The sequence below is a fragment of the Corynebacterium sp. ACRPO genome, assembly GCF_022347205.1.
Taxonomy (GTDB): Bacteria; Actinomycetota; Actinomycetes; order Mycobacteriales; family Mycobacteriaceae; genus Corynebacterium.
The window spans coordinates 1-1556 of the sequence record NZ_JAKRNE010000031.1; the positions used below are offsets into that span (position 1 = coordinate 1).

The window sequence follows — 1556 nt, forward strand, 5'->3', positions numbered from 1 at the left end:
GAGCGTGATGCTCCTATGTTGTGTCAAGCTGATTTGAGAAGTTCTTCATAAGCCAACCTCAACTCCGGCAAAGGGCGCTTGCCGGTTTCGATATCACTGATTCTCGCCGGGGCACACCCGAGTTTTTCAGCAACCTGGGCTTGCGATAACTGCCTCTCGATCCGTCGAGCTTTGAGTTCATCAACCTCTACCTGGCCCGTTGGAAGAACGGCCTGACCCAAGCACAACACCCGGTAGACCTCCCTGACAATGGCGCGTTTCAGACACCGTAAGATCTCCTTTTTCGACAATCCTTCCTTGGTGCGTTTGGCTACGTAGTCCCTGGTGCGTTGGTCATGATGCATCCGCACCAACGCGATCCGATGCAACGCAGAATTCGCCCGACGATCACCACCCCGGTTGAGACGGTGCCGATGAGTCCGTCCAGAACTAGCCGGAATCGGTGCGGCCCCGCACAGATGAGCTAATGCTGCCTCGGAGTGAATCCGGCCTGGATTATCCCCCACACTGACAATCAGATCAGCAGCCACCACGGAACCACACCCAAATATCGAGGTCACATGCGGATTGATCATCTCAACCAGGATACTGATGTGTTTTTCCAGCTGCGTACCCTGTTTCTGTAAATCACGATAGGTGGTGGCTAATGTCTTCAACGCGAGGAGCACCCCATTTCTGGGGTCGGCCAGGTCAGCTGATGGTCGGCACCGGGACAAGGCCTCCACCATGACCAATGTGGACATCGCACTATAGCGGCGTCGAATCTCATCGGGTGCTGTGACCAGCAACGATTTGATCGTTGTCATCAGTTTCGCTGCTGTCATCACGAGCTGACGGCGGGTGATCTGCAACCCACGGAGGGATTCCACTGGCCCGGAAGTGTCTTTCGGGATGCTTAAGGCTTCCCCGGTGAGCACCTGGCGGGCGGCAGCGACAGCATCAACGGGGTCTGATTTGCCGTCCCGGCGTCGAACGGCCCGGGTAGGGCGTAAGACTTCTACGACTGAGTATTTCTGGGTGCGAAGGTGGCGTGTCAGGCCTGCTCCATAGGAGCTGGTTCCTTCCACACCGACGGTGGTGACACCGTAGGTTGCCATGAACTCTGAAATCGCCACGTAGCCAGGGTTGGTGGCGGGGAAGGTGTCGGTGGCGATGTGCCGGCCGGTGTCCGAAATAACGGCAACAGTGTGGGTATCGGTGTGGGTGTCGATTCCGGCAACGGGGCCGGTGGGGCAGTCGAAAGTGGTAGACATTGGGGATCAGGTCCTGTCTGTGAGCAAACGTGCGGGTGACCCGCGATCCGGGGTTTCCGGGCAGACAAGACGCTGATGGGACGACTACACTAGACACCTGCCGGGGTGGTCACGGTGGAGACGTCACGCTCCTATAAGGTCATGGGCGGATTCACCAGATTGCGGTACAGGGTCGGAACTAACATGGAAGACAGATCACGCTGAAGGCACATGAGGAGATCATGGCCAGTCAAGAAGTGGGTCATTCCACGTGGTTCCGATCCTGTATTCCCATTATCAGCGTCAAGTTGTTTGTGTGTGGGG

General features: G+C 57.0%; 1 protein-coding gene. It reads right to left on the bottom strand.

Going from position 1 to position 1556, the window contains the following annotated elements; translation table 11 throughout:
• Window positions 1-23: 23 nt before the first annotated feature.
• Window positions 24-1253 (bottom strand): IS110 family transposase, encoded by a 1230-nt coding sequence (locus MHY22_RS11425; RefSeq protein WP_005324630.1) that lies wholly within the window; start codon window positions 1251-1253, stop codon window positions 24-26.
• Window positions 1254-1556: the final 303 nt, after the last annotated feature.

Bases quoted from the DNA above. Each gene is read 5' to 3' on its own strand.
- MHY22_RS11425 (WP_005324630.1), bottom strand. From the start codon at position 1,253: ATGTCTACCACTTTCGACTGCCCCACCGGCCCCGTTGCCGGAATCGAC.